The following is a 25,570-nucleotide window of genomic DNA, read 5'->3' as shown; positions in this document are numbered from 1 at the left end:
CCGGTTACGCCGTCCGCGAACGATCCGGCACGATGGCTCGGGTGGAACCCGTGGAGATCACCGAGGACGGCCTGCTGCTGCGACCCTGGCGGGCGACCGACGCCGACGCGGTGCACCGGGCGTGCCAGGACCCGGACATCCAGCGCTGGACCACCGTACCTCGCCCGTACCTGCCCGAACACGCGCACAGATTCGTCACCGAGGTCTCCCCGGGGGACTGGGCGGCCGGCACCGGGGCGCCGTTCGCGGTCTGCGACGCCGCCACCGGCGAGGTGCTCGGCTCCTGCGGGCTGGTCTCGATCGACGCCGGCCACGGCACGGGCGAGATCGGGTACTGGACCGCGCCCTGGGCCCGGGGCCGGGGCGTCACCGTCCGGGCCGCCCGGGCCGTCGCGCGCTGGGCCTTCGACAGCCGGAAACTGCGCCGGCTGATCTGGCAGGCCGAGGTCGGCAACCACGCCTCCCGCCTGGTCGCGCTCCGGACGGGCTTCCGCGTCGAGGGGCGACTGCGGCTGGCCGACCCCGCTCCGGAGGGCGGGCCGGACGGCTGGATCGGCTCGCTGCTCCCCGGCGAGGTGCCCGCCCCCGGCGAGACCGGGCCGGCCGGCCCCGGCACCCTGGAGGCCCGGCGGGCCGCCGTCTTCGGCCGGCCCCAGCCCGTCCTCTTCGCCGACGCCGCCAGCGGCGGCGAGGTGCGGCTGCGCCCGATGGCGGAACGCGACCTCGACGCCGTCGTCGAGACCTGCCGGGACCCGGAGACCATCCGGTGGACCACCGTGCCCGACCCGTACGACCCCGCCGACGCCGAGTCCTACCTGGCCTACTCGCGCGGCGCCTGGGCGGCCGGCACCGGCGCCTGCTTCGTGCTCGCCGACACCGACGACCGGTACGCCGGCACGATCGACCTGCGGCTCTCCCCCGTCGACCCGCTACTGGCCGATGTCGGCTTCATGACCGCGCCGGCGAGTCGGGGCCGGGGCCTCATGCCGGCCGCCCTGGCCGTGCTCGCCACCTGGGGCTTCACCACGCTGGGCCTGGCCCGCGTCGAATGGAGGGCCAACGTCGGCAACACCGCCTCGCGCCGGGTCGCCGAGAAGGCCGGCTTCACGGTCGAGGGCACCGCCCGGGGCGGGCTCACGCACCGGGGCGAACGGGTGGACGCCTGGGTCGGCGCGCTGCTCGCCGGGGACCTGACGTGACGCCCGAGGTGATCGAGGCCCACGGGGTGCGGCTGCGGCCGTTCCGGCCCGACGACGCCGCCGACCTGGCCGCCGGCTGCGGCGACCCGGTCAACCTGCGGTTCAACCCGGGCATGCCGGAGCCGTACACCGAGGCCGACGCCCGCTGGTGGATCACCCAGGGCGCGCCGGCGGCCTGGGCCGCCGGCGGGGCCGCGTACGCCATCGCCGACCGCACCACCGACCGGCTGGTCGGCGGGGCGGGCCTCGGCCAGGCCGTGACGCTGCGCCGGCAGGCCGAGGTGGGCTACTGGGTCGCGCCGTGGGCGCGGCGGCGGGGCGTCGCGACCGCCGCGACGCGGGCCCTGGCCGACTCCGCGTTCCGGTGCGGGTTCGACCGGCTGGAGCTGCTGACCCACGCGGAGAACCCGGCCAGCCAGCGGGTGGCGCTCGCCGCCGGCTTCCGCCCCGAGGGGGTACGCCGGGCGGCCGGCCAGCTCCGCGGCGGCGGCCGGACGGACCTGATGGCCTGGGTACGCCTCGCCGACGACCCGCCCGGCCCCGCGCCCCGGCCGCTGCCGGACCTGCCCGAGCGCCGGCTCACCGACGGCGTGGTGACGCTGCGCCCGCTCGGCCCCGACGACGTCGACCTGATGTACCGCCTGCACACGCTGCCGGAGGTGGTGGCGAACCAGGCCCCGCCGGTGCCGCCCACCCGGTCGGCGATCGAGCGACGCTGCCGGCTCTCGGAGAGCGGATGGCTGACCGGCAGCATCGCCCGGCTGCTGGTCCTCGACGCGACCACCGGCGAGCCGGTCGGCAGTTGCGGGATGTCCTACCTCGACGCCGCGGCCGGGGAGGCGAGCATCGGCTACGCGCTGCTGCCCGCCGCGCGGGGTCGCGGGCTGGCCACCCGGGCGGTGCGGCTCCTCGCCGGCTGGGCGTTCGGGCCGGTGGGGATCGCCCGGCTGACGGCCGCCACCCTGCCCGGCAACGTCGCGTCGCAGCGGGTGCTGGAGAAGGTCGGCTTCCGCCGGGAGGGGCTGCTGCGCGGCCGGCTGCCGGGCCTGGCGGGCACCCGGATCGACGACCTGGTCTTCGGGCTGCTTCCCGACGAACTCCGCTGACCCGCGCCCCGTCGGGCCGTGGTGGCGGCGCGGACCGCCACCACGGCGCCGGAACGGATCAGAGGGCGAGGGAGATGATGCCGTAGTCGTAGGCGTGTCGCCGGTAGACGACGCTCGGCCGGCCGGACTCCTTGTCCTGGAACAGGTAGAAGTCGTGGCCGACGAGTTCCATCTGGAACAGGGCGTCGTCGACGGTCATCGGCTCGGCGGGGTGCACCTTCTCCCGCGCGATGTGCCAGGGCTGTTCGTCGTGCTCCTCCTCGACCCGTTCCGCCACGGCCGTGGCCGTGCCGGCGCGGGTGCCGTCGACGGACGCCCCCAGGGGCGCGTCGAGGTCGGCGACCGGCAGGCCGGCGGTGGCGGCGGCGACGGAGAGCGGGGCGTGCCGACCCCGGTGGACGCGGCGGCGGTCGGCCGCCCGGCGCAACCGGGTGTCGAGCTTGGCGATGGCCGCGTCGAGCGCGCTGTAGAAGTCGTTCGTGCACGCTTCCGCCCGGATCACCGGGCCCCGGGAAACGCAGGTGATTTCGACGCGCTGGCAGTGGTCCGCCTGGCGGGGATTCCGCTCGTGAAAAAGCTCGACATCGACACGAATAAGTTTGTGGTCGTAGCGTTCGATCTTGGCGAGTTTCTCCGCTACGTGCACCCGGTAATGGTCCGGCACTTCGACGTTACGGCCCTTGACCACGATGTCCACGTGACCTCCCTAGTTCGGACGGTCGTTCGATCCGGCATCCGGTCGCTCGCCTCTGGGGGAGGTCCCACTCGGCGTCGACCGGTCAGTACGGTTACGCCTCCTTTCACCGCCGGGGGCGGGTGGGAAGACCTCCTACCCCCGACAGGAAAACGCTAACGCCTGTTCGCCCGGCAGTCACCCCCGGTGGCGGAGACGGCCAGAAATTTTTCACACCTCATACACCAACGGGTGAAACGGAAACACGATCGGTTACGACCGATGCCGTTTCTCGGTCGCGGCGAGCACGGCGGCGACCGTCGGTGACAGCCCGCTCGCGGTCAGCGCACGGGCCACCGCGGCGAGGGTCGACCCGGTGGTGAGGATGTCGTCGAGCACCACGACCACGGTTCCGTCCGGGGCGGGCGCGACCCGGGGGCGGACCTGGAAGGCGGACTCGGCCGCCGCCGCCCGCCCGGCGCTGTCCAGCGTCACCGAGTCGGGGCGGGGCAGGGCGCGCAGGGGCCGCCGCACCCGTACCGACCAGCCCGCCCGGCGCAGCCGGTCCGCGCAGTGCCGGGTCAGTCGGCCGAGGTGGTCGCCGTACCGGGCGCGGGCCGCCGCCGCGGTGTCCGGCACCGGCACCAGCGTCACCGGCCGCGCCCCGTCGACCGCCGCCGCCACCACCTCGGCGAGCAGCGCGCCCAGCGGCCGGGCCAGCCCGTGCCGGCCGTGGTCCTTGTACGCGAGCAGCGTCTCCCGCAGCGGGCCCGCGTACGGGCCGAGGGCGACGCAGGGCGGCAGGTCGGGCGGGGCGGGGGTGGGGCGCACCGCCCGGGGCCGCAGCGCGCCCAGCGCCGCCGCGCACTCCGGGCAGACGCCGTGCCGCAGCCCCGGCCGGCGTTCCCGGCAGCCGGCGCACTCCACGGGCAGCACCAGGTCGGTGAGGTCCGCCCAGAGCGCGCCGAGGCCAGGCATCAGTAGAGGAAGAAGGGGGCGGTCGGGTTGCCGGCGCGCGTCCCGGTCGAGGGCGACGACACCTGCACCTGCTCGGGCTGGATCCGCTCGAACGGGGGGCTGCTGTACGCCACCCCGTTCGCCTCGTACATCGCCGCGCCGCGCGGCACCCTCGTGTTGGCCGGATACGCGGCGAGGTGGGTCACCTGGGCGCCGATCTTGTCCTCCACCCGGCTGTCCCGGGTGCCGTCCACGCTGACCTCGTAGACCGCCGGGCGGCCGACCTCCCCCGCGAGGATCAGCTTGTCCTCGCCGTACCAGTCCACGGCCGACAGGTCGGTCAGCCGGGTGGGCAGCCGCCGGGCCTGGCCGAGGGTGACCCCGCCCGCGGTGGGGCTCAGGGCGGCGACGTAGAGCGCGCCGCCGGCGATGACGGCGATCCGGTGCCCGTCCAGCGCGGCGGCCACCGCGGTCACCGGGCCGGGGACGCCCAGCGACACGGGGGTGAGCTGCGCCTGGGCGTCGAAGCGGTAGAGCTCGCCGTCGGCGACCACCAACCCGGCCGGCTCGCCCCGGTCCGTCGAACGCAGCCAGACCGGCCGGCCGATCGCGCCGTAGCCCTTGGCGCTGCTGTTGAAGACGGCGACCGAACCGAGGCCCGTGCCGACGGACAGCCACTGGCGGCCGGCCTCCGTGACCACCAGCGCCGCCCGGATCTGGTCCTCGGCACGGCTGAGCCCCGCCGTCACGACGTTCTTGTTCGCCTCGGCCGCCACCGGCACCGTGGCGATCGCCCCGCCGGCGTCGGCCAGCGGCTGGACGGCGCCCTCGTACACGCAGAACCGCTGGAAGCCGTCGCCGATCTGGTACACCGGGTGCGCCTGCCGGTACGCCTCGAGGTCGGGGATGGCCTTCCGGGGCTGGGTACGGATCTTGATCTCGAGTTGCCCGTCGACGTCGGGCAGCGACCAGGCGAGCTGGGTGGCGAGCTGCTCCAGGCGGACCTTCTCGTCCGGCATCTCCAGGTCGACCTCCCAGCGGTCGTCCGTCCGGGTGGCGTTGTTGATCAGCCGGGTGCCGTCCGGCAGCCCGGTGACCCCTGAGCGCAACCAGAGGGAGGGGCCGGCGGTGAGCCACTTCACCACCTCGCTGACCAGCCGCTCGTCGGGCACGGCGAGGGGCAGGTAGCGCTGGTCGGGCACCAGCCGGGTGCGGGCGGAGTTCCAGAAGTAGATCGTCCGGCTCTGGTAGTACGCCTCCAGCGCGTCGACGCTGAGCAGCAGCACGTTCGGCGGGTTGGCCACGAACAGGCCCGACTCCCCCCTGCCCTCCTGAGGCGGGCTGCGCAGCTCGAACGAGTACGACGTGGTGCTCGTCTCCGGCGGGTCCAGCGTGCCGTCGGCGCGCAACTGCCCGACCTGCTGCACCTTGAGGGTGACGTCGGTCTTCTCGGGGCCGGGGACGATCACCGGCTCCTCCGTGAGCCGGACAACGGTCAGCGCGACCTCGCTGCCCTCCTTCACCTGGAGGCGGTCATGGTCCTCCGGGGTGATGAACTGGCGGACCCGCTGGTAGGCCCGGTCCGGCTCGCCGGCCGCGGCGGAGAGGAAGTTCTCGACGAACGGCTCCGGGTCGCTGCCGCTCGCGCTGCGGTTCGGGGGCTCACCCCGGTTGCCGCTGCTGGAGCCGGCCTCCGCCGCCGGCCCGGACCCCTCCACCCGCACCTCGGTGTTGTCCGGGATGCCGCAACCGGTCGCGCCGCCCAGCAGCAGCGCACCGCCGAGCACACCGGCGAGCAGGCGACGCCTCACGATCCCACCTCCGCGCCTCCCCCGGCCCCCTGCCGCCCCGGCCCGACGGCCACCGCGCCGTCGGCCGGGCCGATCGCCAGCACACCCCCGCTGCCCGGGCCGATGGCCAGCAGCCCGCCCTGGCGGGGACCGCCGAAGGGCAGCGCGGCGTCGGCCGGGACCAGCCGCAGCGGCGAGGCGGTCAACCGGTCGCCGGCCCGGGCCGGCAGGGTGAGCCGGAACTGGGCGCCCTGCCCGGGCGCCCCCCACGCCTCCAGCCAGCCGCCGTGCAGCCGGGCGTCCTCCAGGCTGATCGACAGCCCCAGCCCGGTGCCGCCGGTCTGCCGGGCCCGGGACGGGTCGGCCCGCCAGAAGCGGTTGAACACCAGCTTCTCCTCACCCGGCTTGAGGCCCACCCCGTGGTCGCGGACGGTGATCGCGACCGCCGTGTCGTCCATCCCCAGGGTGATGCGCACCGGCTTGGCCTCGCCGTGCTCGACGGCGTTGCCGACCAGGTTGCGCAGCACCCGCTCGACCCGCCGCGGGTCCACCTCGGCGATCACCGGCGTGGCGGGGACGTCCAGCTCGATGGGCACCCCGACCCGCTCGGCCAGCCCGGCGAGCCGGTCGGCCACCCGGTGCACGACCGGCACCAGGTCGGTCGGCTCGGCGTCCAGCATCGCGAAGCCGGCGTCGAAGCGGCTGATCTCCAGCAGGTCGGTGAGCAGCTCCTCGAAGCGGTCCAGCTCGGCCTGGAGCAGCTCGGCGCTGCGCGCCACCGCCGGGTCGAACTCGTCCCGCTCGGCGAAGATCAGGTCGGCGGCCATCCGGACCGTGGTGAGCGGCGTGCGCAGCTCGTGCGACACGTCCGAGGTGAAGCGGCGTTGCAGCCGGGACATCTCCTCCAGCCGCAGGATCTGCCGCTGCAGGTTGGTCGCCATCTGGTTGAACGACGCGGCGAGCAGGGCCAGGTCGTCCTCGCCGTTGACCGCCATCCGCTGGTCGAGCAGGCCGGCGGAGAGCCGCTGGGCCGTCCGGGCGGCCACCCGCACCGGGGTCACCACCAGCCGGGTGACCAGGCCGGCGAGCAGGCCGAGCAGGATCACCAGGGCCGCCCCGGTGGCGACCACGGTCGCCCGGGCGTCGGCGGCCGTGGCGTCCTGCCGGGTCAGCGGCACGAGGTAGTAGAGCTCCACCTGGCCGAACTTGGTGGGCACGGGCGAGCCGTAGACCAGGTATTTCGTGCGTTCCCCGTCCAGCCGGCCGGTGCGGATCTGGCTGGCCACCTTGCCCCCGGCGACCGTGGCGCGCAGCTCGCGGCTGATCAGTGGCCGGACGTTGACCGCGGGCGAGGACCGCGGCTGGATGACGGCGGTGTGGTTGTCGGCGGTGAGCGCCACGATCACGCCGGTGGTCTGCTGCGGGTCACCGCCCGCCAGGTAGTTGACCGTGCCGTCCACGGTCTCCTGGAACTGCGCGTCCTGCGGCTGGTTGTAGAGGCTGAACTGCCTCCGCGCGTACTCCGCGCCGCTCTCCAGCCGCAGCTCCACGTCGGTCTCGACGTTCTCCACCAGGATGCTGGTGATCTTGTCGGCGATCAGGTAGGCGAAACCACCCACCAGCAGGCTGGACGCGACCAGTGTGATGGTCACCACCCGCAGCTGCAACGACCGCCGCCAGGTCTGGTGCAGCCCGGCGAGCAGCCGCGCGGCCCGACCGCTGACGCCACGCCACAGCTCCCGCGCGGCGACACGCCGGCGCGGAGCTGTCGGGTGGGGGTCCGGGATCGGGGAGGTGGCCACAGTGTGACCAGGCTATCCGGTGCCCGCCTTGTAGCCCACGCCCCGCACGGTGAGGATGATTTCCGGTCGCTCCGGATCCGGCTCGATCTTGGCGCGCAGCCGCTGCACGTGCACGTTGACCAGCCGGGTGTCCGCCGCGTGCCGGTAGCCCCAGACCTGCTCCAGCAGCACCTCGCGGGTGAACACCTGACGCGGCTTGCGGGCGAGCGCGACCAGCAGGTCGAACTCCAGCGGCGTCAGCTTCACCTCCTCGCCGTTGCGGCTGACGGTGTGCGCCGGCACGTCGATGGTGATCTGGTTGCCGGGCGGCCCGATGGTCAGCATCTCGGGGGCGACGTCCTCGCCGCGCCGCAGCCGCGCCCGCATCCGGGCGACCAGTTCCTTGGGCTTGAACGGCTTGACCACGTAGTCGTCGGCCCCGGACTCCAGGCCGAGGACCACGTCGACGGTGTCGCTCTTGGCGGTCAGCATGACGATCGGCACGCCCGACTCGGCCCGGATCGACCGCGCCACGTCGATGCCGCTCATGCCGGGGAGCATGAGGTCGAGCAGGACGATGTCCGGCCGGTTCTCGCGGAACGCGGCCAGGGCCCGCTCCCCGTCGGCGACGAAGGAGGGCAGAAACCCCTCGCTGCGCAGGACGATGCCGAGCATCTCGGCGAGCGCGGGGTCGTCGTCGACCACCAGTACCCGGGCTCTCATGGGGTTAATGTTTCCATCCCGTTCAGTTTCGGTGGGATCCGCGTCACCCGGCACGGTACTGCCGTGGGACGCCGCCGCCCAGCAACCGACGCCGGTGACGCCGCCCCGGCGTGCGGGGTCCACCCGATCGGACCGCGCGTGTCACCATGATCCCCGCGTGCGCCGTCACGCGCCACCGCCGCCCGTCCCCAGGAGTACGCGTGCCCGACGCCGGCCCGACCGCCGTGCTCCCGCGCCGCCCGCTCACGGTCGGCGAGTTGTTGGACTCCGCGGTCCTGCTGCTGCGCGGCCAGGCCCGGGTGCTGGTCCCGCTCGCCCTCGCCCTGGCCGTCGGCGAGCAGCTCCTGCTCTACCCGCTGCGGCTCGCCGCCGACGTCCGGCCCCCCGTCTGGTTCGTGAACTTCGAGCAGTTCGGGGCGTACTGGCTGCTGCTGGCCGTCGGCGCGGCGACCGAGGCGATGATCATCACGCTGCTGGGCAACCCGGCCGCCCGGGCCGCCGGCGGCGCGCTGTTCGGCCGTACGGTCGCCCCGCGCGAGGTGCTCCGTCCCGCCGGCGCCCGTTGGGGCGCCACGGTGCTGCTCACCGCCCTGGTCGGGCTGGCGATGTGGGCGGCCGCGCTGTTCGGGCCGGCCTGGTTCTTCGGCTTCGCCCTGCTCGGCGCCGTGGCGCCGGCACTGGTCGTCGACCGGGTGCACCCGCTGCGGGCCCCGCTGCGCGCCGCCGCCCTGGCCGTACGCGGCGGCGGCCGGGCGGGCGGGATCCGGCTGCTCGGCTACCTGTCCTGGTGGATCGTCCGCCTCGGCCTCGGCATCGGCGTCTACTACGGGCTGGACGCGCTCGACCTGGTCGACCGGGCCTGGGCCCCCTGGCTGTCCCTGGCCGTGTGGGCGGGCGTGAACAGCGTGGCCTACCCGGCACTGGCCTGCCTGGATGCGGTGCTGCACCTGGAGACCCGGATGCGCACCGAGGGGCTGGACATCCGACTCTCCCGGGCCCGGGCGGGCACGCCGGAGACCGTCCTGCTGACGGCCGACCGATGAGCTTCAGCCGGTGGTGGACCGAGACCACGGCCGCGCTCGGCGACCGGGTCCCGCTGCCCCTGGCCGCCCTGCTGCTGGTGCTCGCCGCGGTGCTGGTGGCGGTCGGCTGGTACACGTACCCCGCCTGGGTTCCCCGCCGGCTGCCCCGACTGCCCCGGCTGCGTCGACGCCGCCGGGAGCCCGGTCCGGAGGACGCCCCCGCGCCGCTCGTACCCGCGCCGCGCGAGCCGGAGCCGGAGCTGCCGGCCGCCGCGTACGCCTCCCTCGCCGACCGGCTGGCCGCCGAGGGCCGGTACGCCGAGGCCGTCCGGGAACGGCTGCGCGCGATGATCCGGGAGCTGGTCGCCCGGCGGATGCTCCAGCCGCAGCCCGGCATGACCGTCATCGAGGTGGTGCGGGCCGCGACGGCCAGCCATCCGCAGGTGGGCCCGCCGCTGGGCGCCGCCGGGGAGATCTTCTCCGAGCTCTGGTACGGCCTGCGTCCCGCCTCCGCCGAGCACGACCGGCGGATGCGGGAGCACGCCGCCGACCTGGACCGGCTCCTGGCCGGCCGACCCGAGGACGGGCCACGACCATGAGCGCACAGGTCACCACCGCCCCACCGGCCGCCCGGACCGGCGACGCCCCCCGGCGGCGTCGCCGCCGGCACCGGCTGCTGATCCCGTTGGGCCTGGCCGCGCTGCTGCTGACCACCACCCTGGTCACCCACGCGGTCGACCAGCCCGACCCCACCGACCAGGGGTTCCTCTCCCCCGTCGCGACCGGGGACGACGGCGGCAGCCGGCTCGCCGAGGCGCTGCGCGAGCGCGGGGTGACGGTGCAGCGGGAGACGGACACGCTGGGCGCGCTGCTGGCCGCCCGCGGCGAGCCGGCCACGCTCTTCGTGCCCGCGCCGGCGCTGCTGCACCCGGACACGGTCGGCGCGTTGCGCTGGCTGCCCTCGGCCACCCGACTAGTGCTGGTGGACCCGCCACGGCGGGTCCTGGCGGCGTACCCGCTGCGGGTGGAGCCGGCCGGCCGGCGGTGGGCCGCGCAGGCGGTGGAGCCCGACGCGCGGGGCCTGCCCTGCCCGATGCCCGAGCTGCGCCAGGTCGGGCGGGCGGCGGTCGGGCTGCAACGCTACGGGGTCACCCCGGGCCGGTCGGCGTCCGTGCAGTTCTGCTTCGACGGCGGGCTCGCCCGGCTGCTCCGGGTCCCCGAGAGCGTGGTGGTGGTCGGCGCCAGCGACCCGTTCCGCAACGACCGGATCGACGAGTGGGACAACCGGGCGTTCGCCACCGCGCTGCTCGGTGGGACGGGTCGGGTGGTGTGGCTCGACCTGGACGACCCGGCTCCGCCACCCGCCTTCGGCTCCGGCAGCGGCGACAGCCCGGCCTGGTCGCCCACGCCGGGCGGTTCCACCGAGTACGGCGGGCCGGGCGGCGGTCGCCCCGGCGGCCGCCCGGGCGACGGCGACGGGCGGCCCGGCGGCCCGGGCGGCGGCTCCGGCGACGACGGTGACGACTCCCGCGCCGGCGGCTCCGACCCGCCGAACCCGCTCTGGTCCGCCTTCCCCGGCTGGTTCTGGGCGTTGCTGGCGCAGCTCGCCGTCGCCGCTCTGCTGGCCGCGCTCTGGCGGGCCCGCCGGCTCGGGCCGCCGGCGCCGGAGCCGCTGCCGGTGACGGTCCGCTCGGCGGAGACGGTGCTCGGCCGGGCCCGGCTCTACGAGAAGGCCGGCGCCCGGGACGCGGCCGCGCGGACGCTGCGTACCGCCGCCCTGGACCGCCTACTGCCCCGGCTGAACCTGCCGCCGACCGCCCCGCCCGCCGAGGTGGCCGTCGCGGTCGCCGCCCGCACCGGCGACGGCCCCGGGCGGACCGAGGAGCTGCTCTACGGCGGCGCGCCCGACACCGACCAGGACCTGCTGGAGCTGGCCCGCGCGCTGGACGGGCTCACCCGCACGCTCGCCCCGCACCTGCACCGACCCGAAGGAGATGCCCGGTGACCCGACCCGCCGGAACCGCCGATCCGCTGACCGCCGGCCCCGTCGACCCCCGGGCCGCCCTGCACCGGCTGCGCGCCGAGGTCGCCAAGGCGGTCGTCGGGCAGGACGCGGTCGTCACCGGCCTGGTGATCGCCCTGCTCTGCCGCGGGCACGTGCTGCTGGAGGGCGTGCCGGGCGTGGCGAAGACCCTGCTGATCCGCACCGTCGCCACCGCGCTCGACCTGCGGTCCAAGCGGGTGCAGTTCACGCCGGACCTGATGCCCGGCGACGTGACCGGCTCGCTGATCTTCGACCCGCGCACCGCCGCCTTCACGTTCCGCGAGGGGCCGGTGTTCACCAACCTGTTGCTCGCCGACGAGATCAACCGGACGCCCCCGAAGACCCAGTCGGCGCTGCTGGAGGTCATGGAGGAGCGGCAGGTCTCGGTCGAGGGCGACCGGCGTCCGCTGCCCGACCCGTTCATCGTCGCCGCCACCCAGAACCCCATCGAGTACGAGGGCACCTACCCGCTGCCGGAGGCACAGCTCGACCGGTTCCTGCTCAAGCTCACCGTGCCGCTGCCCAACCGGGAGGAGGAGCTGGGGGTGCTCCGCGCCCACCACGCCGGCTTCGACCCGCGCGACCTGTCCGCCGCGGGCGTACGAGCGGTGGCCACCGCGGCCGACCTGGCGGCGGCGCGGGCGGCGGTCGGCCGGGTGCACGTGGCCGAGCCGCTGTTCGGCTACATCGTCGACCTGTGCCGGGCCACCCGCAGCACGCCGGCGCTCGAGCTGGGCGCCTCGCCCCGGGGCGCGACCGCGCTGCTCACCACCGCCAAGGCGTGGGCCTGGCTGGCCGGCCGCGACCACGTGGTCCCGGACGACGTGAAGGCGGTCGCCCGGCCGACGCTGCGGCACCGGCTGCGGCTGCGCCCCGAGGTCGAACTGGAGGGCGTCGGCGTGGACGCGGTGCTGGACACGGTGCTGGCCACCGTGCCGACGCCGCGATGACCTGGCGGGCGGCGCTCCTGCTGGCGGTCGGCGCGCTGACCCTGCCGGTCTGGCCGGCGCCGTTCGTCGGCCTGCTGGTGATGACCGGCGCGGTGCTGCTGCTCGTGCTGGTCGACCGGGCGCTGGCCGTGCCGCCGGCAACGCTCACGGCGACCCGGGAGGGCGACCGGGCGGTGCGGCTCGGCGGCACCGCCACCGTCGCGGTGCGGCTGCACAACCCCGCCGCCCGTACGCTGCGCGCCCGGGTGCGCGACGCCTGGGTGCCCTCCGCCGGCGCACGCCCGGACGTCCCGCCGTCCCGGACGGTGCGCGTCGAACCGGGCGGAACGGTGGCGCTGCCCAGCCGGCTCACCCCGCTCCGGCGCGGCGACCGGCCGGCGGTGGCGCTGACCGTGCGCTCGTTCGGGCCGATGGGGCTGGGCTTCCGGCAGCGCTCCGGCCGCCCGGCCACCCCGCCGTGGACGCTGCGCGTGCTGCCCCGCTTCGACTCCCGCCGGCATCTGCCGGAGAAACTGGCCCGGCTGCGCGTGATCGACGGCACCCAGGTCAGCCGGGGGCGCGGCCAGGGCACCGAGTTCGACACCCTCCGCGAGTACGTGGTCGGCGACGACGTCCGGTCGATCGACTGGCGGGCGAGCGCGCGCCGCGCCGACGTGCTGGTGCGGACCTGGCGGCCGGAGCGGGACCGCCGGCTGGTCTGCGTGCTGGACACGGGCCGCACGTCGGCGGTGCGGGTCGGTGACGAGCCCCGGCTGGACACCGCGATCGACGCCGCGTTGCTGCTCGCCGCCCTCGCCGCCCGTGCCGGTGACCGGGTCGACCTGCTCGCCGCCGACACGGCGGTCCGGGCCACGGTGACGGGCACCGGCCGGCAGGCCCTGCTCTCCCGGCTGGTGCACGCCCTCGCCCCGCTCCAGCCGGCGCTGGCGGAGACGGACTTCGACCTGATCGCCGGTGAGCTGCTGCGCCGGCAGCGCCAGCGCAGCCTGGTGGTTATCTTCACCGCGCTGGAGGCCGGCGCGCTCGGCGAGGGGCTGCTGCCGGTGCTCCCCCGGCTCTCCGCCCGGCACAAGGTGGTGATCGCCGCGACGCACGACCCGGTGCTGACCGCGCTCACCACGGCCGTCCCGCAGCGCCCCGCGGACGCCTACGCGGCGGCGGCGGCCTGGCGGGCGCTGGCCGAACGCGACCGGGTCCGCGCCGCGCTGGGCCGGCACGGGGTGACGGTCGTCGACGCCCCGGCGGGCCGCCTGGCCCCCACCCTGGCCGACACCTACCTGCGCCTCAAGTCCCTCGGCCAGCTCTGAACCCCCGGGGCCGCCCGGCGAGGCGGTCAGCGGCGGGCGTGCGGGCCGAAAACGTCGTCGCCCTCGGGCGCGCCGACGGGTGCGGCGCCCGCCCGGCGGCCGAGCACCACGACGTACGCCAGGAAGGCGAGCCAGACGGCGGCGCCCGCGAGGACGCGGAGTGGAACCGGCACGGGCGCGGGGGTCACGAACGCCTCGAGGAGGGCGGAGACCGCGAAGAGCCCCACCAGGCCGACGGCGACCAGGACGCCCTCGCGGCCCGCCCGGGCGACCGCCTGCCCCCGGGTGAGCTGGGCGGGCGGCGCGATCCACGCCCATCCGACGCGCAGGCCCACCCCGGCGGCCACGAAGACGCCGGTCAGCTCCAGCAGCCCGTGCGGGGTGATCAGTCCGAAGAAGACGTCCGCCCGGCCGTAGGCGACCATCACCCCGCCGACCACACCGATGTTGAGCGCGTTCTGCCAGAGCAGGTAGAGCACGGGGACGACGAGCACCCCGGCGGCGAGGCACTGGGCGGCGAGCCAGGCGTTGTGCGTCCACAGGTGGAAGGCGAAGGTCGGCGCGGCGAACTCGGTGTAGTAGCCGGCGAAGCCGGACTCGACCAGGTCGGCGGCCGCCTCCTCGCCGATGAACGCGCCCGCCGTCTCCGGGTTGCCCGCCACGTACCAGATGAGGAAGAAGCTGAGCAGGGTGAAGCCGGTCGCCACCCCGCACCACCAGGGCCAGGCGCGGTAGACCGCGCCGGGGAAGCCGACCAGCAGGAACCTGCCGACCGCCGCCCAGGACGGCCGCGGACGGCCGGTGAGCCGGGCCCGGGCCCGCAGCACCACCTGGGATAGCTGGCTGACCAGCGCGGGGTCGGGCGAGCGGCTGCGCAGCACCGAGAGCTGGGTGGTCGCCCGCTGGTAGAGGGCGACGAGTTCGTCGACCTCGGCGGCGTCGAGCCGGCCGCGCCGGGACAGCTCCTCCAGCCGCCGCCACTCCCCGCCGTGTTCCGCGACGTACGCGTCGAGATCCACCGTCACCCCCGTCCGGCGATCATAGTGTTCACTGTTGTGGTGAGAGCGCAACCACGACCGCCGGCCCGACCCGCCCCGTGGGGCGACGCCGGGCTGGTCAGCGGGGAGGCCGTGGAGCTGGATGTCCGGGCCGCCCGGATCGGCTCACGGGTGCTCGCGCTGATGCTCGACATCCTGGCCCAACTGGTCCTCGCGCTGGTGCTGTCGATCGCCGTCGGCATCGTGCTCGCCAACCTGGCCGGGCTGGTCGACGGGGCCCTGACCGGCGCCGTCGCGACGGTGGGGCTGATCCTGGTGCTGGTCGGCTACCCGGTGCTCTGCGAGCGGTTCAACCACGGCCGGACGCTGGGCAAGATGGCGGTCGGGCTGCGGGTGGTCAGCGCCGACGGCGCCCCGGTCGGGCTGCGGCAGTCGCTGACCCGGGCGCTGGTGGGCGTGGCGGTGGAATGGCCGGGCCTGGTGCTGCCGCTGCTGAGCTGGGTGGCCGGCGTGACCGTGATGCTGAGCGACCGGCGGGGGCGCCGGCTGGGCGACCTGGTGGCGGGCACGCTCGTCGTGCACACCCGGACGGCGACCGCCTGGCGGCCGGTCCCGACGGCGGTGCCCGTGCTGGTCGGCTGGGCGTACACGCTGGACCTGAGCCGGCTGGACGACGGCCTGGCGCTGGCCGCCCGGCAGTACCTGGCCCGGGTGCGCCACCTGGCGGAGCCGGCCCGCGGGCGGCTGGGCCGCGGCCTGTGGGCCGAGGTCTCGGCGGTGATCACGCCGCCCCCGCCGCCGGGCTTGCCGGAGTCGGTCTACCTGGCGGCGGTCCTCGGCGAGCGGCACCGGCGGGCCTGGCACCGGCTGGGGCACGGCCGCGCCGTCGCCGCGACGCTGTGGCCGGAGCTGACGCCCGGCCCGCCCGCGCGACCCGGCACGGTTCCGGCCGCCTCCGTCCCGCCCGAGGTCGCCGCGCCACCCGGCACGATCCGCCCCGCGGTTCCCGGCGGCGCGCCGGCCACCGTGCCGGCACAACCCGTCGCGGCGGTACGGCCAGCGGTCACCCCGGCGGTAGGGCCAGCGGTCGCCCCTGCGGTACGGCCGGCGGTCACCCCGTCGGCGCCGGCGGGCGGCGTGCCCGCGCCCGACGCCGGCACCTGACCGACGGGCGAGGGCACCTGGGGCAACGGGCGAGGGCACCTGGGTGACGGGCAAGGATTCGCCGATGCGTCATGTCCCGGGGACACTCGATCCGGGACCGCCCTCCGTCACCCGGCTGTGGCAGGATCCGGCTCGCTCGCCCCTACCGAGACAGGAACCTCGTGGCCGACGATCTGTTCACCCCCACCATCGCGCCGGCGGCGTACGAGACGCGACGCCCGCCGTGGCGACCGCAGTCGCTGATCTTCCCCGCCGCCTTCGGCGGGCCGACGGCGGTCACGGTGCTGGCCCTGGTCAACGGGAGCCGGCTGGGTCTGTCCCGCCGGGCGAACCTGGCGGTGCTCGGCGCCGGGCTGGCCGGGCTGGCCGCCCGGGTGGCGGTCACGCTCGGGTTCTTCGCCGACGGGTCCGACCGTCCCTCCCGGCTGATCGGCGCGCTGTCCGGCGCGCTGGTCTGGCTCGCCGCGTCCGCCACGCAGAAGCGCCCGTTCCGGGCGTACGAGCTGCGCGGCGGCAAGCCGGCGTCGCTGTGGCTGCCCGGCGTCGGGGCGGTGCTCCTGCTCGGCTTCGCCGAGGCCGCGTTGATCCTCCTGCTGGTCGTCGCGTGACCGCGCCGGAGGGGCAGCTCGCCCGGGTGGTGCACCTGCTGGAGATCAACCGGCCGGAGCAGGCCCTCGACGAGGTGCACCGGCTTCCCGCCGCGCTGGCCGCCACCCCCGCCGCGTTCCGGCTGCGGGCGTCCGCGCTGACCGCGCTGGAGCGGTGGGACGGCGTGCTGGCCGTGGCCCGTCAGGGGCTCGCCGAGACCGGCCCGGACGCCGAACTGCTGGGCCATCTCGGTCTCTCGCTGCGGCACCGCCGCGAGTACGCCCCGGCCGAGCGGGCCCTGCTCGACGGGCTCGCCATCGAGCCGGACAACGCGTGGCTGCTCTGCCAGTACGCCTACCTCTGCTGTGAGGTGGGCCAGATCGACAAGGCGGACCGTCTGGTGGCCCGGGCCGCGGCGATCACTCCGGACGCGCCGGCGGTGTTCGCCACCCGCTTCCAGGTCGCGTACTCCCGGGGCGACGACCGGGCGGCCGAGCGGATCGCCGAGGAGTTCCTCGGGGCCTGGCCGGGCGATCCGGCGGCGCTCGCCCTGCACGGCGTCGCCGCGGCCCGCCGAGGCCGGGTGGGCACCGCGCACCGCGCGTTCGGGCAGGCGGTGGCGCACGACCCGGCCGACGCCGAGTACGCCGAGGCCGCCTGGGAGACCCGGGTGTACGCACACCCGCTGCTGCTGCCGTTGCGGCCGCTCTACCGGCTGGGGATCCTCCGCACCTGGCTGCTCGCGATCGGCGTGGTCGTGCTGCTCAACCTCACCGGGCTGCACCTGCTCGCGGGCCTGTTCGGCCTGGCGTGGGTGCTCTTCTGCGTCTGGTCGTGGATCGGCCCGCCGCTGGTCCGCCGCATGGTCCTCGGCCGGTGGCGGTCGTGAGGGCGGTGCGGGCGGCGGCGGTCGTGAGCGCGCGCGGGCGGTGCCGGTCGTGAGGGCCTTCGGGCCCTGGCTGGCCGTCCTGGCGGTGGTGCTGCTGCTCAGCGCGCTGCGCCTGCGCACGCTGGCGACGGTGGTCTCGCTGGCCTGGCTCGCGTGGTGCGTGTGGACGTGGGTCCGGCCCGCCCGCCGCCGCTCCCGCCCCGACTGACCCGCCCTCCGCACAACGCCGGCGGGCCGGCCGCCCACGGTCGCCGGAAACGCCGACGGGCCGGCCCGCTGGCGCGGGCCGGCCCGTCGGTGCGGGTCGGTTCAGTACCGGTAGTGCTCCGGCTTGAACGGGCCCTCGACGGCGACGCCGAGGTAGGCGGCCTGCTCCTTGGTCAGGGTGCTCAGCTTGGCGCCGAGCGCCTCCAGGTGCAGCCGGGCGACCTTCTCGTCCAGGTGCTTCGGCAGCACGTAGACGCCGATCGGGTATTCCTCGGTCTTCGTGAACAGCTCGATCTGGGCGATCGTCTGGTTGGCGAACGAGTTCGACATCACGAAGCTCGGGTGGCCGGTGGCGTTGCCCAGGTTCAGCAGGCGGCCCTCCGACAGCACGATGATCGCGTGCCCGTCGGCGAACTTCCAGAGGTCGACCTGCGGCTTGATGTTGACCCGCTCCACGTCGGAGCGCTTCGCCAGGCCGGCCATGTCGATCTCGTTGTCGAAGTGGCCGATGTTGCCGACGATGGCCTGGTGCTTCATCCGGGCCATGTGCTCGTTGGTGATGACGTCGAAGCAGCCGGTGGCGGTGATGAAGATGTCCGCCTGCTCGACCACGTCGTCCAGGGTGGCGACCTGGTAGCCGTCCATCGCCGCCTGGAGGGCGCAGATCGGGTCGACCTCGGTCACCACGACCCGGGCGCCCTGGCCGCGCAGCGACTCGGCGCAGCCCTTGCCGACGTCGCCGTAGCCGAGCACGACGGCCATCTTGCCGCCGATCAGCACGTCGGTGGCGCGGTTGATGCCGTCGATGAGCGAGTGGCGGCAGCCGTACTTGTTGTCGAACTTGCTCTTCGTCACCGAGTCGTTGACGTTGATGGCGGGGAAGAGCAGGGTGCCGGCGCGGTGCATCTCGTAGAGCCGGTGCACGCCGGTGGTGGTCTCCTCGGTCACGCCCTTGATGCCGGCGGCGATCCGGGTCCACCGCTGGCCGTCCTCGGCGAGCGAGCGGTGCAGCAGGCCGAGGATGACCGCGTACTCCTCGGAGTCGGCGGACTCGACCGGCGGGACGGCCCCCGCCTTCTCGAACTCGACGCCCTTGTGCACCAGCAGGGTGGCGTCGCCGCCGTCGTCGAGGATCATGTTCGGGCCCTGTCCGTCGGGCCAGGTGAGCACCTGCTCGGTGCACCACCAGTACTCCTCGAGGCTCTCGCCCTTCCAGGCGTAGACCGGGACGCCGGCCGGGGCCTCCGGGGTGCCCTCCGGGCCGACCACGATCGCGGCGGCGGCGTGGTCCTGGGTGGAGAAGATGTTGCAGGACGCCCAGCGCACCTGCGCGCCGAGCGCGACCAGGGTCTCGATCAGGACGGCGGTCTGGATGGTCATGTGCAGCGACCCGGTGATCCGGGCGCCAGCGAGCGGCTGGGCGTCGGCGAACTCACGACGGATCGCCATCAGGCCGGGCATCTCGTGCTCGGCGAGCTGGATCTCCTTGCGCCCGAACTCGGCGAGCGACAGATCCGCCACCTTGTAGTCGCCCTCGGCGAGGGTGCTCGGCCGGGCCTCGGACGGCGTTCCACTTGCGGACGCCGGGAGGGTGCTGGTCATGGAAGCTCCTGTCGGACGATGTGCTGCGCGACCCTCCACCTTACGCGCGCGGGCCGCCACCGAAGGGACCGGCCGGTGAAGAGCGCAGGAAGACAGAAGCGGACAGCGCACGGGGCGGTCGGTCGTGGACGGACTTTCCGTCCACCAGCCGCCCGCCCCGTGCATCCCCCCGGTTTGGATCCCTCACGCGCGTTTCCGGACCGTCGTCGCGATAACGCTGCGTACTCATAGAGTCACACTGCGCGGTCGCCTCGTCAAGCTATTCCGGGAAAGTCGGACTTGCCCTGCTCAGCTCAGGCCGCAGCTCGCGACGTACGCCTCGCCCGTGCCCGCCACGCGCAGCGGGCCGGCGGCGGCCGTGCCGACCGCGGCCTCTCCCCGCCCCAGCGTCACCGCGCCCGTCCCGTCGTCGACCGAGAGTTCGCCCGCGCGGCAGAGCACCACGCGCGGCCCGGGCACCGACAGCGTCACCGCCGGCAGCGCCGCGCCCACCGTCACCCGGTGCAGCGCGAAGTCGTCCACCGGCACCGGCCAGGTGACCACGCCCGGGTCGACCTCCAGCGGCGCCACCACCGGGTCCCGGAGCACCTCGAAGCGCAGCACCCGGAGCAGCTCGTCGACGTCCACCCGCTTCGGCGTGAGCCCGCCGCGCAGCACGTTGTCGCTGGCCGCCATGATTTCCACGCCGGTGCCCCGCAGGTAGGCGTGCAGGTTGCCGGCCGGCATCCAGATCGCCTCCCCTGGCGCCAGCCGCACCCGGTTGAGCAGCATCGCCACCAGCACCCCCGGGTCGCCCGGATAGGCGGCGGCCAGCTCCCGGGCCAGCTCCGCGTCGGGCCCCGCGACCGCCGCCGACGCCGCGGCCCCCACCAGCGCGTCGCGCCCGTCGACGGGCCAGGTCAGCAGCAGCCGTACGGCGTCGCGCAGCCCCGCCGGGCCGGTGCGCAACGCCGCCAGCACCGGCTCCAGCGCGGGTACGCCGAACCCGGCGAGCGCCTCCGCCGAGGCGACCGGGTCGCGGAACCCGCAGAGCGCCTCCATCGGCGAGAGCGCGACCAGCAGCTCCGGCTTGTGGTACGGGTCGACGTAGTTGCGTTGCCCGTCGGGGCGGCCGGCGTCGGCGGCGTGCCCGGCGCGGGCCTGCTCGGCGTCCGGGTGCGCCTGGAGGCTGAGCGGGGCGTCCGCGGCGAGCACCTTGAGCAGGAACGGCAGCCGGGTGCCGAACCGGCCGACGACCCGCTCGCCGAGCCAGTGGTCCGGCTCGGCGAGCAGCAGGTCGGTCAGGCTGACCCGGCCGCCGTCGCGGTCGACCATGGCCGGGCCGCCCGGGTGGGCGCCCAGCCACAGCTCGGCCTCCGGGCCGTCGCTCGGCGCCGGCCTGCCCTGCAGCTCGGCGATCGCCGAGCGGGACCCCCAGGCGTAGTCCCTGATCGGTCCGTACAGCAGTTCCACCGGTCAGCTCCCGGGCCGCCCGGCGGCCTCACCCGGCTCGGATCCCGGCACGGCGCTGTGCACCGCGCTTTCGGTGCCCGACCGCTCCGCGGCGGCGCTGTAGATGTCCGGCTCCAGGTAGATCACCCGGGCGGCCGGCACGGCGGCGCGGATCCGGGCCTCGACAGTGTCGATGCTCCGGGCCAGTTCCGCGGCGTTCTCGCAGGCCGGCGCGGCGACCTTCGCGGCCACCAGCAGCTCCTCGGGGCCGAGGTAGAGCGTCTTCATGTGGATGATCCGCTCGAACTCGGGGCCGTCGGTCACCGCCTTCTCGATGGCGGCGACGTCGTGCGCCTCGGCGCCCTCACCGAGCAGCAGGCTCTTGGTCTCGATGGCCAGGATGATCGCGATGGCCACCAGCAGCACGCCGATCATCGCGGTGCCGACGGCGTCCCACCGGCCGTTGTCGGTGATCAGCGTCATGCTGACACCGAACAGGGCGAAGACCAGACCGACCAGCGCGCCCAGGTCCTCCAGCAGCACCACCGGCAGCTCCGGGGCCTTGGCCCGCCGGACGAAGTGCACCCAGGACTGGTTGCCCCGGACGAGGTTGGACTCCTTGATGGCGGTACGGAAGGAGAACGTCTCCATGATGATCGCGACGACCAGCACGGTGACCGGCACCCACTGCCACGAGTGGATGCCCTCCGCGTGCGACCACTTGTGGTACGCCTCGTAGAGGGCGAACAGGCCACCGACGCTGAACAGCACGATGGACACGATGAACGCGTAGATGTAGCGCTCCCGGCCGTAGCCGAAGGGGTGCTGCGGGGTGGCCGCCCGCTTGGCCCGCCGGCCGCCGAGCAGCAGCAGTCCCTGGTTACCGGAGTCGGCGACCGAGTGGATCGACTCCGCCAACATCGACGACGACCCGGTCAGCACGAACGCGACGAACTTGGTGACGGCGATGCCGACGTTCGCCAGCAGCGCGGCGACGATCGCCTTCGTCCCGCCGTTAGCACTCACTGGTTTGCCAGCTCCTTCATCTCGGTGATGGCCGGTACGGCCATCGGGTCCAGTCCGTGTGCCAGGGCGAGGTAGACCGAGGCGAAGTCCGGCACGGCGACCAGCGAGGCGAGCCGCTCCAACGCGGAGCCGCCCTCGGCGGTCACCACGTCGCAGCGCACACCCCGCCGCTCGGCGAGGGTCTGCACCGCGTCCGCGCGGCGCTCCTCGACGGCGAGCGGCTCGTCGGCGTCGTCCTCGGGGTTCAGCCCGCCGTCGCGCAGCAGCACCAGCCGCAGCCGCGTGCCGGCCGGCGCCTCGTCGTCGGGGTCGGCGAAGATGTCCCGCTCCCCCTCCGCCAGGCCGCCGAAGACGCCGTCGAGCAGGCCGACCCGGCCGCGCCCGGCCTCGCCGAGCGCGCCGCTGACCACCGGGTAGCGGGCGTTGGCGGACAGGGTGTCGCCGAACCGGCGGGCCGCCACGGTGGCCAGCGGCGACGAGCCCCAGACGATCGGCACCGAGCCGGCCAGGCCCAGGGCGAGCGACTTCGCCGGGTTGACGAAGGACTCGGCCGTCGGGCGGCACCGGTCGGCGTCCGCGTCGAGCCGGGCCGCGGTCTCCGCCAGGTCCGCCTCGTTGACCTTCACCAGGCCGAGCGTACGGGCGGCGAGCAGAACCGGCACGGTGAGCGCCCAGAGGCTGGCCCGGGCCGGGGCGCGCCGGGGCACCGGGATGAACGGCGCCCGGGCCCGCTCGGCCACCGACTGCAACTGTGAGTCGGGCGCGCCGACGGCGACCAGCCGGGCGCCCCGCCGGTGCGCGGCCTCGGCGGCGCCCAGCGCCTCGGGGCTGCGGCCGGAGGCGCTCACGGCGATGACCACGTCGGCGGCCCCCACCCAGCCCGGCACGCCGGCGCTGCGGTGCGGGATGACCGGCACCGGGCAGCGCGGCCCGGCGACGGTGGCCAGCACGTCACCCGTACGCCCGGCGGTGCCGATGCCGGCGATGACGACCGCGCGGGGCCGGCCCTCGTCGGCGAGCACCTGGAGGTTCGCCTCGGCGGCCAGGGCGGCCGACTCGCGGACCTGCGCCCCGGCGGAGGCGGTGTGCCGCAGCATGCCGCCCGGGTCGTGCTCGGCGAGCGCGTCCTGGTCGTCGAGCAGGGCCTCGTCGGGCTCGCGGCGGCCGCTGACCCCGGCCGTACCGTCGATCACGACCGCTCCGCGGGGCCGCCGCGCGCCTCGTCGAGCAGCAGCACCGGCACGTCGTCGCGGACCTCGAAGATCCGGCCGCACTCGGTGCAGGTCAGCGTCTGCGCCTCGGCGTCGTAGTCGAGCGGGGCGTGATGCGTGTCCGGACAGGCGAGGATTTCCAGCAACTGCGGGTCCAGGGCCACGGCGCGGCTCCTTCCACGTATGCGGTTTCACCGATCGACGGTGCCGACCGGCGCAGGCGATCTTATCGGCGAACCCGGTCGAGCACCTCGTCGCGGAGCGAGGTCATCCGCTCCCGGGTCGGGGCCTCGACGTTGAGCCGCAGCAACGGCTCGGTGTTGGAGGCGCGGAGGTTGAACCACGCGCCGTCCGGAAAGCGCAGCGTGAGCCCGTCCAGCTCGTCGGCCTCGGCCTGCGGGTACGCGGCCCGCACCTCGGCCACCTTGGCGGCCTGGTCGGCCACGGTCGAGTTGATCTCGCCGGAGGCCACGTACCGCTCGTACTCGCCGGCCAGCACCGACATCGGCAGCGACTGCTCGCCGAGGGCGGCCAGCGTGTGCAACGCGGCGAGCATGCCGGTGTCCGCGAACCAGAAGTCCCGGAAGTAGTAGTGGGCGGAGTGCTCGCCGCCGAAGATCGCGTTGGTGCGGGCCATCTCCGCCTTGATGAAGGAGTGCCCGACCCGGGCGACGACCGGCTCGCCGCCGTGCTCGCGGATGATCTCCGGCACGGCGCTGGAGGTGATCAGGTTGTGGATCACCGTCGAGCCGGGGTGCTTGGCCAGCTCGCGGGCCGCCACCAGGGCCGTGATCGCCGACGGGGAGACGGGCTCGCCGCGCTCGTCGACCACGAAGCAGCGGTCAGCGTCGCCGTCGAACGCCAGGCCGATGTCGGCGCCGTGCTCGATTACGGCGCGCTGGAGGTCGACCAGGTTGGCCGGGTCCAGCGGGTTGGCCTCGTGGTTGGGGAACGTGCCGTCCAGCTCGAAGTAGAGCGGCACGATCTTCAGCGGCAGCGCCGGCAGGACGGCGTCGCCGAGCACGGCCGGGACGGTGTAGCCGCCCATGCCGTTGCCGGCGTCGACGACCACCTTCAGCGGGCGGATGCCGGAGAGGTCCACCAGCTCCCGCAGGTACGACGCGTAGTCGGCCAGCAGGTCGCGGCGCTCGGCCGGCGCGGTCGGCCCACCGGCCGGGCGGGCCTCGTCCTTGTCCAGCAGGGCCTGCGCCCGATGGCGGATCTCGGCCAGCCCGCTGTCCTGCCCGATCGGGCGGGCGCCGGAGCGGCACATCTTGATGCCGTTGTACTGGGCCGGGTTGTGGCTGGCGGTGAACATCGCGCCGGGCAGCCCCAGCGCGCCGGAGGCGTAGTAGAGCATGTCCGTCGAGCCGAGCCCCAGCTCGATCACCGAGCGCCCCTCGGCGCGCACCCCGGCGGCGAAGGCGGCGGCCAGGCCGGGACCGGTGGCGCGCATGTCGTGCGCGATGAGCACCGCGTCGCCGCCCTCGCCGTAGGCGTCCAGCACCTGCGCGAAGGCCGCGCCGAGGGCCTCGGCGGCGCGCTCGTCCCACTGGTCCGGCACCGTCCCACGGACGTCGTAGGCCTTCACGATCTGGGACAGATCAGACACCGGTCTCGCTCCTTGCGCCGCAGGTCGTCAACGGCCTGAGCGTATCGGAGGGGCGCGGGGCGGCCCGGCTCAGCCAGGGAGCCGGGGCATCAACACGGTGTGGCCGCCGCCGTCGGCCTCCGGGGGCGGGTCACCGGGTCGCCCGGAGGCGGGCGGAGCCGACGCCGGCCCGCCGTACTGCCCCGGGACGGGCGGCGCCGACGTCGGGCTCCCGGGCGGGGCGGACACCGGCGGCGTGATGGACCCGCCGGGCACCGCCTGGGTGGCCTCCGGGGCCGGGCGGCTGCCGTACACGCCGCCGGCCGGACGCGGGGCGGAGGGGCCCCCGTACACGCCGGGGGTGGGCGGCTGCTGGCCGTACACCTGGCCGGGCGGGACGGGCGCGGCGGCCGGACCCTGCGCGGAGCGGTAGGTGGTGCCGCCGGGGTTGCGGGGCAGCAGGGCGGGCGGCAGGTCGTCGGCGGGCTCCTTGTCCGCCCGGGCGCGGCGGAACAGCAGGACGATGAGCAGGATCCCGACGGCCACCATGGCGATGCCGAAGAACATGACCACCGAGCCGCCGCCGGACTCCTCCTCGGCGGCGTTGACGGTGGCGCCGGCGCCCTGCCCGGCGAGGGCCGCCCCGGCCGGGGACTCCTCGGCGGTCTCCGACCGGGAGGCGCTCGGGGTGGGCGACGGCTTCTTCGACGGCGTCGGCGACGGCGAGGCGGAGGCCCGCGCGCCGACCACCCGGGACGCCACGGCGCCCCGGCCCAGCAACTGCCCGCTCGCGCTGGCCGCGCCGGTGACCGTCAACCGGCCGCCCGGCGCACCGCGGACGAACGCCACCTGGTAGCGCACCGTGATGCTCTTGCCCTTGCACAGTCGCGGGTTCGCCGGCGAGGTGGCCGCGGTGGCCACGCTGCCCCCGCCCCCAGAGAGCGACACGGGGAACCAGCGGCCGCCCACGTTGACCTGCGCCCTGACCTGGTCGGCGCGCAGGCCGCCCAGGCGCAGCCCCAACGCGGTACGCAGCAGCACGCAGCCGTCGCTGCGCTTGCGCACCTCGATCGAGACGCCCTCGGCGGAACCGCCGGCCGTGAAGCTGCCGGCCGACCGCACCCGGACCGAGTCGTCGTCGGCGAGCGCCGGCGTCGCGCCGAGCGCCACCAGTCCACCCAGCAACGCGCAGACCGCCGAGAGCCGCGCCGCGTGCCGACGTACCGCCATGATCACCTCGCCGTTCCTCCCCCGACGGGGGTCCGCCGGTAGGCTACTACCGCCCGCCGGTGAGGGCCGGTCATAGAACGC

Annotated in this window: 24 protein-coding genes; 11 read left to right on the top strand and 13 right to left on the bottom strand. The window is 75.4% G+C overall.

The window, feature by feature from the left end; all coding sequences use genetic code 11:
* Window positions 1–32 precede the first annotated feature (32 nt).
* Entirely contained in the window at window positions 33–1,199 is a 1,167-nt protein-coding gene (locus tag ACFY23_RS05655; protein WP_350684528.1) for a GNAT family N-acetyltransferase, read from the top strand.
* On the top strand, window positions 1,196–2,305 hold the full coding sequence (locus ACFY23_RS05650; RefSeq protein WP_350684529.1) for a GNAT family N-acetyltransferase: 1,110 nt from the start codon (window positions 1,196–1,198) through the stop codon (window positions 2,303–2,305). The genes ACFY23_RS05655 and ACFY23_RS05650 overlap by 4 nt, the downstream gene beginning before the upstream one ends.
* 58 nt (window positions 2,306–2,363) lie before the next feature.
* Here the strand turns inward: ACFY23_RS05650 and hpf are convergent, their stop codons facing one another.
* The 5 genes from hpf to mtrA form a co-directional block, all read right to left on the bottom strand.
* Complete coding sequence (hpf, locus tag ACFY23_RS05645) at window positions 2,364–3,002, bottom strand: ribosome hibernation-promoting factor, HPF/YfiA family (RefSeq protein WP_350684530.1); 639 nt, start codon at window positions 3,000–3,002, stop codon at window positions 2,364–2,366.
* 249 nt (window positions 3,003–3,251) lie between these two features.
* On the bottom strand, window positions 3,252–3,956 hold the full coding sequence (locus tag ACFY23_RS05640) for a phosphoribosyltransferase family protein (RefSeq protein WP_350684531.1): 705 nt from the start codon (window positions 3,954–3,956) through the stop codon (window positions 3,252–3,254).
* A complete protein-coding gene (locus ACFY23_RS05635; protein ID WP_350684532.1) occupies window positions 3,956–5,746 on the bottom strand; it encodes an LpqB family beta-propeller domain-containing protein in 1,791 nt (596 codons plus the stop codon). Before ACFY23_RS05635 ends, ACFY23_RS05640 begins: the two co-directional genes overlap by 1 nt.
* A complete protein-coding gene (gene mtrB, locus ACFY23_RS05630; protein ID WP_350684533.1) occupies window positions 5,743–7,527 on the bottom strand; it encodes an MtrAB system histidine kinase MtrB in 1,785 nt (594 codons plus the stop codon). The genes ACFY23_RS05635 and mtrB overlap by 4 nt, the downstream gene beginning before the upstream one ends.
* 12 nt (window positions 7,528–7,539) lie before the next feature.
* The gene (mtrA, locus tag ACFY23_RS05625; protein ID WP_089001893.1) at window positions 7,540–8,229 is read right to left on the bottom strand and encodes an MtrAB system response regulator MtrA; all 690 of its coding nucleotides are present in this window, start codon (window positions 8,227–8,229) and stop codon (window positions 7,540–7,542) included.
* 200 nt (window positions 8,230–8,429) lie between these two features.
* Between mtrA and ACFY23_RS05620 the strand changes: the two genes are divergently transcribed.
* From ACFY23_RS05620 to ACFY23_RS05600, 5 genes are read left to right on the top strand one after another with little or no spacing between them, the layout of a single operon-like run.
* A complete protein-coding gene (locus ACFY23_RS05620; protein ID WP_350684534.1) occupies window positions 8,430–9,272 on the top strand; it encodes a hypothetical protein in 843 nt (280 codons plus the stop codon).
* Entirely contained in the window at window positions 9,269–9,850 is a 582-nt protein-coding gene (locus ACFY23_RS05615) for a DUF4129 domain-containing protein (protein ID WP_350684535.1), read from the top strand. Before ACFY23_RS05620 ends, ACFY23_RS05615 begins: the two co-directional genes overlap by 4 nt.
* The gene (locus tag ACFY23_RS05610) at window positions 9,847–11,256 is read left to right on the top strand and encodes a DUF4350 domain-containing protein (protein ID WP_350684536.1); all 1,410 of its coding nucleotides are present in this window, start codon (window positions 9,847–9,849) and stop codon (window positions 11,254–11,256) included. The genes ACFY23_RS05615 and ACFY23_RS05610 overlap by 4 nt, the downstream gene beginning before the upstream one ends.
* Window positions 11,253–12,245: a MoxR family ATPase gene (locus ACFY23_RS05605; RefSeq protein WP_350684537.1), complete on the top strand. Its 993-nt coding sequence runs from the start codon at window positions 11,253–11,255 to the stop codon at window positions 12,243–12,245. Before ACFY23_RS05610 ends, ACFY23_RS05605 begins: the two co-directional genes overlap by 4 nt.
* Window positions 12,242–13,552, top strand: a complete 1,311-nt coding sequence (locus ACFY23_RS05600) for a DUF58 domain-containing protein (RefSeq protein WP_350684538.1) — start codon at window positions 12,242–12,244, stop codon at window positions 13,550–13,552. Before ACFY23_RS05605 ends, ACFY23_RS05600 begins: the two co-directional genes overlap by 4 nt.
* Window positions 13,553–13,578: 26 nt before the next feature.
* Here the strand turns inward: ACFY23_RS05600 and ACFY23_RS05595 are convergent, their stop codons facing one another.
* Window positions 13,579–14,571: a stage II sporulation protein M gene (locus ACFY23_RS05595; protein WP_350684542.1), complete on the bottom strand. Its 993-nt coding sequence runs from the start codon at window positions 14,569–14,571 to the stop codon at window positions 13,579–13,581.
* Window positions 14,572–14,610: 39 nt separating this feature from the next.
* Here ACFY23_RS05595 and ACFY23_RS05590 point away from each other — a divergent pair, with 39 nt between their 5' ends.
* The 4 genes from ACFY23_RS05590 (at window position 14,611) to ACFY23_RS05575 (ending at window position 17,399) form a co-directional block, all read left to right on the top strand.
* Window positions 14,611–15,714 carry an RDD family protein gene (locus ACFY23_RS05590; protein ID WP_350684539.1) on the top strand — a complete coding sequence of 368 codons (1,104 nt, stop codon included), beginning with the start codon at window positions 14,611–14,613 and terminating at the stop codon, window positions 15,712–15,714.
* Between the two features lie 161 nt (window positions 15,715–15,875).
* Window positions 15,876–16,322: a hypothetical protein gene (locus ACFY23_RS05585; protein WP_350684540.1), complete on the top strand. Its 447-nt coding sequence runs from the start codon at window positions 15,876–15,878 to the stop codon at window positions 16,320–16,322.
* Window positions 16,319–17,191, top strand: coding sequence for a hypothetical protein (locus ACFY23_RS05580; RefSeq protein WP_350818851.1), 873 nt, complete (start codon window positions 16,319–16,321; stop codon window positions 17,189–17,191). Before ACFY23_RS05585 ends, ACFY23_RS05580 begins: the two co-directional genes overlap by 4 nt.
* Window positions 17,192–17,240: 49 nt before the next feature.
* Window positions 17,241–17,399, top strand: a complete 159-nt coding sequence (locus ACFY23_RS05575) for a hypothetical protein (RefSeq protein WP_350682663.1) — start codon at window positions 17,241–17,243, stop codon at window positions 17,397–17,399.
* A 101-nt stretch (window positions 17,400–17,500) separates the two neighbouring features.
* On the opposite strand, the gene ahcY is transcribed toward ACFY23_RS05575, so the two are convergent.
* The 7 genes from ahcY to ACFY23_RS05540 all read right to left on the bottom strand — a co-directional run bounded on the left by ahcY (window position 17,501) and on the right by ACFY23_RS05540 (window position 25,489).
* Window positions 17,501–19,000, bottom strand: a complete 1,500-nt coding sequence (gene ahcY / locus ACFY23_RS05570; RefSeq protein WP_350682665.1) for an adenosylhomocysteinase — start codon at window positions 18,998–19,000, stop codon at window positions 17,501–17,503.
* Window positions 19,001–19,288: 288 nt separating this feature from the next.
* Window positions 19,289–20,452 (bottom strand): mannose-6-phosphate isomerase, class I, encoded by a 1,164-nt coding sequence (gene manA / locus ACFY23_RS05565; RefSeq protein ID WP_350682667.1) that lies wholly within the window; start codon window positions 20,450–20,452, stop codon window positions 19,289–19,291.
* A 3-nt stretch (window positions 20,453–20,455) separates the two neighbouring features.
* Window positions 20,456–21,457: a cation diffusion facilitator family transporter gene (locus ACFY23_RS05560; RefSeq protein WP_350682669.1), complete on the bottom strand. Its 1,002-nt coding sequence runs from the start codon at window positions 21,455–21,457 to the stop codon at window positions 20,456–20,458.
* Window positions 21,454–22,650, bottom strand: coding sequence for an SIS domain-containing protein (locus ACFY23_RS05555; RefSeq protein WP_350682671.1), 1,197 nt, complete (start codon window positions 22,648–22,650; stop codon window positions 21,454–21,456). Before ACFY23_RS05555 ends, ACFY23_RS05560 begins: the two co-directional genes overlap by 4 nt.
* A complete protein-coding gene (locus ACFY23_RS05550) occupies window positions 22,647–22,832 on the bottom strand; it encodes a Trm112 family protein (protein ID WP_350682673.1) in 186 nt (61 codons plus the stop codon). The genes ACFY23_RS05555 and ACFY23_RS05550 overlap by 4 nt, the downstream gene beginning before the upstream one ends.
* A 62-nt stretch (window positions 22,833–22,894) precedes the next feature.
* On the bottom strand, window positions 22,895–24,280 hold the full coding sequence (locus ACFY23_RS05545; RefSeq protein WP_350682675.1) for a phosphomannomutase/phosphoglucomutase: 1,386 nt from the start codon (window positions 24,278–24,280) through the stop codon (window positions 22,895–22,897).
* Between the two features lie 69 nt (window positions 24,281–24,349).
* Window positions 24,350–25,489 carry a hypothetical protein gene (locus tag ACFY23_RS05540; RefSeq protein WP_350682677.1) on the bottom strand — a complete coding sequence of 380 codons (1,140 nt, stop codon included), beginning with the start codon at window positions 25,487–25,489 and terminating at the stop codon, window positions 24,350–24,352.
* Window positions 25,490–25,570: the final 81 nt, after the last annotated feature.

The organism is Micromonospora sp. NPDC000121, from assembly GCF_042899165.1.
Taxonomy (GTDB): Bacteria; Actinomycetota; Actinomycetes; order Mycobacteriales; family Micromonosporaceae; genus Micromonospora.
Note: the sequence above shows the minus strand (reverse complement) of the source record. Positions and strands in the feature narration are given on the sequence as shown.

Bases quoted from the DNA above. Each gene is read 5' to 3' on its own strand.
- ACFY23_RS05655 (WP_350684528.1), top strand. From the start codon at position 33: ATGGCTCGGGTGGAACCCGTGGAGATCACCGAGGACGGCCTGCTGCTG.
- ACFY23_RS05640 (WP_350684531.1), bottom strand. From the start codon at position 3,956: ATGCCTGGCCTCGGCGCGCTCTGGGCGGACCTCACCGACCTGGTGCTG.
- mtrA (WP_089001893.1), bottom strand. From the start codon at position 8,229: ATGAGAGCCCGGGTACTGGTGGTCGACGACGACCCCGCGCTCGCCGAG.
- ACFY23_RS05615 (WP_350684535.1), top strand. From the start codon at position 9,269: ATGAGCTTCAGCCGGTGGTGGACCGAGACCACGGCCGCGCTCGGCGAC.
- ACFY23_RS05610 (WP_350684536.1), top strand. From the start codon at position 9,847: ATGAGCGCACAGGTCACCACCGCCCCACCGGCCGCCCGGACCGGCGAC.
- ACFY23_RS05600 (WP_350684538.1), top strand. From the start codon at position 12,242: ATGACCTGGCGGGCGGCGCTCCTGCTGGCGGTCGGCGCGCTGACCCTG.
- ahcY (WP_350682665.1), bottom strand. From the start codon at position 19,000: ATGACCAGCACCCTCCCGGCGTCCGCAAGTGGAACGCCGTCCGAGGCC.
- ACFY23_RS05540 (WP_350682677.1), bottom strand. From the start codon at position 25,489: ATGGCGGTACGTCGGCACGCGGCGCGGCTCTCGGCGGTCTGCGCGTTG.